Annotated in this window: 4 protein-coding genes; 2 read left to right on the plus strand and 2 right to left on the minus strand. The window is 76.1% G+C overall.

What is annotated here, in order from left to right; all coding sequences use genetic code 11:
• Positions 1-81: 81 nt before the first annotated feature.
• Entirely contained in the window at positions 82-1,515 is a 1,434-nt protein-coding gene (locus ACFVHB_RS39495) for an MFS transporter (RefSeq protein WP_380332739.1), read from the minus strand.
• Between the two features lie 179 nt (positions 1,516-1,694).
• Entirely contained in the window at positions 1,695-2,072 is a 378-nt protein-coding gene (locus tag ACFVHB_RS39500) for a nuclear transport factor 2 family protein (RefSeq protein WP_380332741.1), read from the minus strand.
• Positions 2,073-2,229: 157 nt separating this feature from the next.
• On the opposite strand from ACFVHB_RS39500, the gene ACFVHB_RS39505 reads away from it, so the two are divergent.
• Positions 2,230-5,046: an ATP-binding protein gene (locus ACFVHB_RS39505; RefSeq protein ID WP_380332743.1), complete on the plus strand. Its 2,817-nt coding sequence runs from the start codon at positions 2,230-2,232 to the stop codon at positions 5,044-5,046.
• Positions 5,047-5,228: 182 nt separating this feature from the next.
• A complete protein-coding gene (locus ACFVHB_RS39510) occupies positions 5,229-7,661 on the plus strand; it encodes a right-handed parallel beta-helix repeat-containing protein (protein ID WP_380332745.1) in 2,433 nt (810 codons plus the stop codon).
• The last annotated feature ends 60 nt before the right edge of the window (positions 7,662-7,721 follow it).

Genomic DNA, 7,721 nt, shown 5'->3' on the forward strand with positions numbered 1-7,721 from the left:
GAACGGGCGGGTGGGGCCGACCGCCCACCCGCCCGTTCCGCTCGCTCCCGGGACCCGCCCCGCGCCCCCTGCCGGGCCGCCCTAGTGCTGGGCCGCCCGGCGGGGCAGCAGCTGGACCAGGCCCACCAGCAGCAGCTCCAGCACCGCCAGCACCGCGACGCACCGGCCGAACGCGGACATCTGGTCGGCGGCGCCGTAGTAGACGATGCCGATCAGCGCGATCCCGAGCGCCCCGGCGACCTGCTGCACGGTGGCCAGCAGTCCGGCGGCCGAACCGGCCAGCCGCGGTTCGACCCCGGCCAGGACCACGGAGGTCACCGGTGCGATCACCAGGCCCATGCCGAGCCCGTCCACGAACAGGCCCGGGGCCAGCCACCAGACGCTGCCCGCCGTCCCGGCCCCGTACACGGCGAGGCCGAGCAGGCCCAGTCCGGTCGCCATCAGCAGCCCGCCGAGCGCGATCGCCTGCCGGCCGAGCCGGGCGGCGAAGCGGTGCGCGGTGGTGGAGGTGAGCAGGTAGCCGAGGCCGATCGCGGTGAAGACCAGGCCCGCGCCGAGCGCGTCCAGGCCGCGGCCCAGCTGCAGGTGCAGGGCGAGCACCAGGAAGAAGGAGGCCTGGCCGAGCCAGAAGGCGAGCTGGGCGAGCAGACCGGCGGCGAAGGCGCGGTCCCGGAACAGCCGGGTGTCGACCAGCGGCGAGCCGGTGGCGCCGGAGCGGTGCTGGTGCACGGTGAAGCCCGCGAGCAGCGCGACGGAGCCGGTCAGGCAGAGCCAGGTCCAGAGCGGCCAGCCCTGCTCGCGGCCCTGGATCAGCGGCAGCACCAGGCCGGTCAGCGCGACGGTGACCAGCAGCACGCCCACCGGGTCCAGGCCCGGCCGCCGCGGGGCGCGGGACTCCGGCAGGCAGCGGCGGACCAGCGCGAGGGCGGCCGCGCCGACCGGCAGGTTGATCAGGAAGCAGCTGCGCCAGTCCAGCCCGAACAGGTCGGCGCGGATCAGCGCGCCGCCGATCAGCTGGCCGAACACCGCGCCGACGCCCATGGTCAGCCCGTACATCGCGAACGCCCGGGCCTGCGCCGCGCCGCTGAACGCCGTCCGCAGGATCGCCAGCACCTGCGGGCCCATCAGCGCCGCCCCCACGCCCTGCGCGACCCGGGCGCCGATCAGGGCGGCCGCCGTCGGGGCCAGGCCGCAGCCGGCCGAGGCGAGCGTGAACAGTCCCAGGCCGAGGGCGAACACCCGGCGGCGGCCGTAGCGGTCGCCGAGCCGGCCGGCGGTGATCAGGCCGGCCGCGAGCGCCAGGCCGAAGCCGGCGATCACCCATTGGACGGCGGCCGGGCCGGCTCTCAGGTCGGCCTGGACGGAGGGGACGGCGACGTTGACGACGAAGACGTCCAGGGCGGTCATGAAGGTCGCGGTCAGGACGATCGGCAGCAGTCCCCGGGTGCCGGGTGCCGAGGGCTCGGGGGCCGCTGCTGCTGCCGGGGCCGGGCGGGTGCGCAGGGCGGTGCTCATCTCGGGGGTCCTCCGGGGCGATCGGTGGTCGGCGGGTCGGGGGCGCAGGTGGGAGGGGCAGGTGGGAGGCGCAGGTGGGACGCGCAGGTGGGACGCGCAGTGGGGGCGGGCAGGTGGGGCGGACAGGCGGGGGGCGGACCGGGTCGGCCCGCCCCCGGGTCGTGCCGTGCGGGGTGGGATCAGGCGCCCGGCACGCGGTCCAGGAAGCCGTACACCGAGGCGATCCGCCCGTCCGGGCCGGCCACCAGCACGTCGAAGCCGATCACCAGCGGCTCCGCGCCGGCCGGCCCGAGGTTCCAGGTGAAGCGGGCGATGTCGTGGTGGGCGTCGACCGCGCCGAGGGTGAACTCCAGGCCGGGGAACTGCGCCTGGGCCGCGCCGATCAGGGCGTCCACGCCCTCCCGGCCGGTGACCGCGGCCAGCGGGTCGGTGTAGCTGCAGTCCTCGGCCCACGCCTCGTCGACCAGCTTGCGGCGGGCGGCCGGGTCGGTCTCGTTCCAGACGGCGATGTAGCGCTCGGCGAGCTGCCGCAGGTGGGTCTGCTGGAGGTCGGTCATGGTCTTCTCCCTTGTCCGGAGCGGTGGTTGGCGGTTCTTCCGGCTTCGTCCTTCGCGGCTCGTTCCCGCTGTTCATGAAGGTACGGACAGCGCGCGGCGGGCGAATCCGTCACGGATAGGTAGGGGTGTACGTAGTCGGGCTCGGTAGGGTCGGGGGATGGGGATGCTCTACGGGCGGGGACAGGAGCAGGCCGCCGTCGGCGCGCTGCTCGACGGGGCGAGGGGCGGCCGCAGCGGGGTGCTGGTGCTGCGCGGAGAGCCCGGTATCGGCAAGACCGCGCTGCTGGACCACGCGGTGGCCGCGGCCGGTGACGGCTTCCGGGTGGTGCGGGCGACCGGGGTCGAGTACGAGGCCGAACTCCCGTTCGCCGGGCTCAGTCTGCTGTTGGCCCCCGGACTGGACCGGCTCGCGGCGCTGCCCGGGCCGCAACGGCGGGCGCTGGAGGCCGCGTTCGGGCTCGGCGAGGGGCCGGCCGGTGCCTCCGCCGGCACGTCCACCGCCGCGCCCGCCGACCGGCTGCTGACCGGCCTCGCCGTGCTCGGCCTGCTCGCCGAACTCGCCTCCGAACAGCCGCTGTTGTGCATCGTGGACGACGTCCAGTGGCTCGACCGGGCCTCACTGGACGCGCTGCTGATCGCCGCCCGCCGGCTCCAGGCGGAGGGCGTCGCCCTGCTGCTCGCCCTCCGGGACGCCGGCCCGACCGCAGGTGCCGGCCCGACCGGAGGTGCCGCGGAGAGCCTGCCGCTCGCCGGCCTCCCCGAACTCCGGCTGGCCGGACTCGCCGAGGCGGACGCCGCCCGGCTCCTCGAATCCCGCGCCGCCCCCGGACTCACCGGCGACGTCCGCCGCCGGCTGCTCGCCGAGGCGGCCGGCAACCCGCTGGCGCTCACCGAACTACCGGTCTCGGCCGAACGGGCCGCCGGCGAGGCCGCCGCCGCGCCCGGCGTGCTGCCGCTCACCAGCCGTCTGCGGATCGCCTTCCACGGCCAGGTCACCGGCCTGCCGCCGGCCACCCAGAACCTGCTGCTGGTCGCCGCCGCCGAGGAGAACGGCGACCTCGACGTCGTCCTCACGGCCGCCGCCGCCCTCGGTGCGGCCGCCGAACACCTCACCCCCGCCGAGGAGTCGGGCCTGGTGACCGTGGACGCGGACCGCCGGATCGCCTTCCGGCACCCGCTGCTGCGGGCCGCCATCCTGCAACGCGCGCCACTGCGGCAGCGGTTGGCGGTCCACCGGGCGATCGGCGAGGCGCTGGGCGACGGCGACCGCCGCACCTGGCACCTCGCCCTCGCCGCCACCGCTCCCGACGCCGGACTCGCCGACGCCCTGGAGCGCGCCGCCGTCCGCGCCGAGGCCCGCGGCGGCCACGGCGGCGCCGCCGCGTACGAACGCGCCGCCCGGCTCACCCCCGACCGCGACGGCGCCACCCGCCGGCTCGTCCTGGCCGCCGAAGCCGCCACCGCGGAAGGCAAGTTGGCGCAGGCCGAGGCGCTCGCCGAACGGGCCGGCGCCCGGACCGACAGCGTCTTCGTGCACGCCCTGCTCGACCACGTCCGGGCCACCGCGCACTTCTGGCGCGGCTCCTACCCGGCCGCGTACCGCCTGCTGCTGGACGCCGCGGCCACGGACATCGAGGCGCCGCACGCCGCCCGGATGCTGCTCCAGGCCTTCCACGCCGCCTGGTACGCGGGCGAGGAGCCGGTGGTCGCCGTCCTCGACCGGCTCGCCGACGTCCTGACCGCCCTGCCCGAGGGCGACCCGCTCACCCCGCTGGCCCGGCACCTGCCGGCCGCCGTCCTGCCCGCCCTCGGCCACCCGGCCGGACCGCTGCCCGCCGCCCGGGACACCGCGGCGGCGGCCCGCCGGGCGGGCGCCGACACCCCGCGCGACCTGGTCCAGCTCTGCGGCGTGACGCTGATCCTCGGCCGGGACGCCGAAACCGCCGAACTCGCCGCCGAACTCGTCGCCGAGGCCCGGGCCAAGGGCGCCGTCGGCGTGCTGCCCACGGTGCAGTTCTTCCTCGCCGAGGCGGAGCTGTTCCACGGCCGCCACCGCGACGCCGAGGTCACCGCCACCGAGGCGCTCGGCCTGGCCCGCGACACCGGACAGCACCAGTGGGTCAGCCAGCTCAGCGCGCTGCTCGCCTGCCTGGCCGCGCTCGCCGGCGACACGGCGCGGGTCACGGCACTCACCGCGACAGCCCGTACCGCGACCGCCCTGACCGGCGGGCCGTCGGGCGGCACCGCCCCGGCCCCCGGCGAACCCTGGACGCTGTGGGCGCTGGGCCTGCACGACCTCGGCCAGGGCCGCGCCGCCGACGCCGCCGACCGCCTCCAGGCCCTCGCCACCGGCCCCTACCGGCACCACGTCAGCGGCACCCGGGCCGTCCCCGACCTGGTCGAGGCCGTCGTCCGCCTCGGCGCCCCCGAGCGCGCCGCCGAGGCGTACGAGCGGTTCGCCCGCTGGGCCCGGGCCGCCGCCGTGCCCTGGGCCGAGGCCCTGCGGCTGCGCTGCCAGGCCCTGCTCGGCCCCGACGAACTCGCCGAAACCGCCTACCGCACGGCCCTCGACCTGCACGACGGCACCCACCGCCCCTTCGAACAGGCCCGCACGGCCCTCCTCTACGGCGAGTGGCTGCGCCGCGAGCGCCGCCGCACCGACGCCCGCCCCCAGCTGCGCGCCGCCCTGGAGACCTTCGAACTGCTCGGCGCCCACCCCTGGGCCGACCGCGCCCGCACCGAACTCACCGCCACCGGCACCACCGCGCCCGCCCCGGCCGACGCCCCCGCCGGCGTGCTCACCGCCCTCACCCCGCAGGAGCTCCAGATCGCCCGCCTGGCCGCCCAGGGCCTGACCAACCGGGACATCGCCGCCCAGCTCTTCCTCAGCCCCCGGACGGTGGGCCACCACCTCTACAAGGCCTATCCCAAGCTCGGCATCACCTCCCGCACGGACCTCGCCACCCTGTTCTGAGGGCGTTCGGGCGCTGCGGAGCCGGGGCCCGAACCCGCCGGGAACCCGATGGTGCGGGCGGCCGCGCTGGTGGATACTGCTCTGCGCGCCGCCGAGATGATCAGTTCATTCCGTCATCCGCCGACGACGAACGGCGTCGTGCGGCGAGCCTCCGGCGCGCAGTCCAAGGGGGACACACAGCAATGACGACAAGACGTCAGGCCGGGCTCGCCGCCGCCCTGGTGAGCTCGGTGATCGTCGGATCGGCCCTTCCGGCGGCGACGGCCGGGGCGGAGGTGGTCACGCTCCACGTGAACAACGACCCCGCCGCGCACTGCTCGGACGCGGGCCAGGGCACCGAGGCCCAGCCCTACTGCACCGTGCAGGCCGCCGCCGACGCCGCGCAGCCGGGTCAGACCGTCCTGATCGCGCGCGGCACCGGGACGTACGCCGAGCAGGTCACCGTGACCCGCTCCGGATCGGTGGGCAACCCCATCACGTTCCGCGGGGTGCCCGGTGCCGACAAGCGGCCGGTCGTCCGGATCGGCTCCGGCCAGGGCGGCGGCGCGCACGGGTTCGTGCTGTCCAAGGTCCACGACATCACCGTCCAGGGCCTGGCCTTCGCGACGCCCGAGGAGGCCGTGCTGGTCTCCGGGACGGACCGGATCGTCGTCGACGGCAACGTGGTGACGGGTGCCGAAGGCTCGTCCGCGCCCGGCATCCGGGTGACCGGCGAGGCCTCGGCCACCACCGTCAGCCGCAACCGGGTCGGCGGCAGCGGCGGCGCCGGCATCGCCGTGGACGGGTACTCCTCCGGCACCGTCGTCACCACCAACGCCGTGAACGCCAACCGGGGCGGCGGGATCGTGGTGACGGACGCCGCGGGCACCGTGGTGACCAGCAACTCGGCCGCGGAGAACTGCCGGAGCGGCATCACCCTGGCGGGCAACTCCTCCGGCGCGGTGGTCGAGAACAACATCGTCACCGCCACCGGCCTGAAGGCCCTGAACTGCGCCCAGGTCGGCGGCACCGAGCTGGTCGTCTCCCAGCTGTCGGCCGCGGAGACGAAGGCGGACTACAACACCGTCCACCCGGAGCCGGGCGGCGGGAGCTACCTCTGGGCCGGGGCGGTCTACACCTCTCCCGCCGGGTTCGCCGCCGGGACCGGCCAGGGGGCGCACGACAGCGCCGCCAATCCGCGCCTCGCCCTGACCGGGTCGGCCGCCGACGAGCTCGACCCGCGGATGGACGACACCGGTCTGGACTCGGCCGACGCCGGGGCACCGGGCGAGCTCGGCACCGACCTGCTGGGCAACGGCCCGGTCGACGACCCGCTGGTGAGCGACACCGGTGCCGGCGCGGTGGCCTACCGGGACCGCGGGGCGATCGAGTACCAGGACCCGATGCGGGTCAACCTGATCCAGCTGCCGGACTACGCCTACGACCACAAGGGCCGCCCGCTCGACCTGGCGTTCGACTCGGGGGCCCTGTCGCCCTGGTCGCCGGAGACCAGGACCATCTCCTTCGGGGACGGCACCGGCCCGCAGGTCGTCAACGGCGTGATGACGCACACCTTCCCCGGACCGGGCACCTACCGGGTGGAGGTCACCGCGGTCAACGGCCTCGGCACCACCCGGACGGTCGCCGTCGACGCCACCGTCCACCCGGTCCCCGGCATGTCGGATCCGTGGCTCTCGCTGGGATACAAGGACGGGGACCCGGAACTCGTCTACAAGGTGCAGGGCGGCGTGACCAGTCCCTGGCCGGTGGCCCGGGTGACCCTCGACTACGGCGACGGCACGCCGGCGCTGACCACCGACCTCGCCTCGCTGAACACCGGGTTCACGCACCGCTACCCGAGCACCGGCCACTACACGGTCCGCGCCGTGTACACGGACGACCACGGCCGCTCCATCTCCTCCGCCAACGCCTACCAGTTCTACGGCAGCGGCCCCGAGCTGATCAGCGGGACACCGGTGACGGGCCACTGGACCGGCGGCCGGACGTCGTACGTCGGGCTCTTCCGCGAGGGGCAGTGGTCGCTCAGCACCGGCAGCACCACCGGACGGCCCGCCGTCACCGCCGCCTTCGGCCAGTACGGGGACGTCCCGATCGCCGGCGACTGGGACGGAGTGAACCACGATCAGCTCGGCATCTACCGGCCGAGCACCGGCACCTTCGCCCTGCGGCACGACGACGGCGGCGCGACCGCGGTGGCCTTCGGCGATCCGGGCGACCTCCCGGTGCCGGGCCCGTGGGACGGCAACGGGCACGCGCAGCTCGCCGTCTACCGGCCGAGCACCGGGACGTTCGCCGTCCGGCACGACGACGGCAGCGTCACCACCGCCCGCTTCGGCGACCCGGGTGACCAGCCGCTGATCGGCGACTGGGACGGCGTCGGCCACCTCCAGCTGGGCATCTACCGGTCGGGCATCAGCACGTTCGCCCTGCGGCACGACGACGGCAGCGTGAGCGCCGCCGCCTACGGCGCCCCGGGGGACCTCCCGGTGACCGGTGACTGGCTGGGGCAGGGCCGGACGACGTTCGGCGTCTACCGGCCGAGCCAGGCGGTCTTCAGCCTCGCCAACGCATACGGGCGCACCGGCGACTACGTCTTCAGCATCTCCCGGTACTGACCGGGCCCACCTCTCCCACTGAGACCGGACCGGCCGGGGGGGGGGGGGGGGGCGCGGGGG

Origin of the sequence: Kitasatospora sp. NPDC127111 (assembly GCF_042677465.1) — a bacterium.
Taxonomy (GTDB): Bacteria; Actinomycetota; Actinomycetes; order Streptomycetales; family Streptomycetaceae; genus Kitasatospora.

What these genes read in the sequence shown, in the direction of transcription:
- ACFVHB_RS39495 (WP_380332739.1), bottom strand. Translation starts at nt 1,515, where the DNA reads ATGAGCACCGCCCTGCGCACCCGCCCGGCCCCGGCAGCAGCAGCGGCC.
- ACFVHB_RS39500 (WP_380332741.1), bottom strand. Translation starts at nt 2,072, where the DNA reads ATGACCGACCTCCAGCAGACCCACCTGCGGCAGCTCGCCGAGCGCTAC.
- ACFVHB_RS39505 (WP_380332743.1), top strand. Translation starts at nt 2,230, where the DNA reads ATGGGGATGCTCTACGGGCGGGGACAGGAGCAGGCCGCCGTCGGCGCG.
- ACFVHB_RS39510 (WP_380332745.1), top strand. Translation starts at nt 5,229, where the DNA reads ATGACGACAAGACGTCAGGCCGGGCTCGCCGCCGCCCTGGTGAGCTCG.